Origin of the sequence: Kocuria subflava (genome assembly GCF_012163155.1) — a bacterium.
Taxonomy (GTDB): Bacteria; Actinomycetota; Actinomycetes; order Actinomycetales; family Micrococcaceae; genus Kocuria; species Kocuria subflava.
In genome coordinates, this window is the sequence record NZ_JAAVUN010000271.1 from 1 (window position 1) to 505 (window position 505).

1 protein-coding gene is annotated in these 505 nt (G+C 66.7%); it reads right to left on the minus strand.

Going from position 1 to position 505, the window contains the following annotated elements:
* A partial coding sequence (locus tag GTW58_RS14150; protein WP_483413997.1) for a class I SAM-dependent methyltransferase occupies positions 1 to 258 on the minus strand: 258 nt, incomplete at its 3' end.
* Between the last annotated feature and the right edge of the window lie 247 nt (positions 259 to 505).

Below are 505 nucleotides of genomic sequence, written 5' to 3' on the forward strand. Positions count from 1 at the left end.
ACGTCGTGCCCGTTCGATCATTCCGCTCGACAGGCCCCCGCCCCGAGGCCGCAGGCCACGATCCTTCAGCTCGGGAATCATCCGCCCCGCACCGCAGCCCGCGTCCAGGACCGTGTGATCGGACGTGTCCAACACCTCGTCGCAGAAGGCTCGAATCATGGTCCGGTCCACCGGCTGCTCGATGCGCAGATCGGGAAGAAGTACGTCGTAGGTGGGGGCGGCGGCGTCGTACACGGTGCGTACCGGGGTGAGGTCCATGGACTCACTATTGCGCAACGCTCCGACGGCTCAACCATGAGCCCTTGGCGGATCGCCCCTGCGCGGCGATGATCGTCACATGCCCTCCTACCGACCGCAGGTCCCGGGGCCGTTACGGCAGTACATCTCCCGCTGGGAGGGATACGACTACACCCTTCCCGACCAGCTGATTCACCACGGCCTGCCGTCCACGGACATGACCTTGATCTTCCCGTTCGGCCACCCGCGGGCTGGGGGGGGGGGTGTG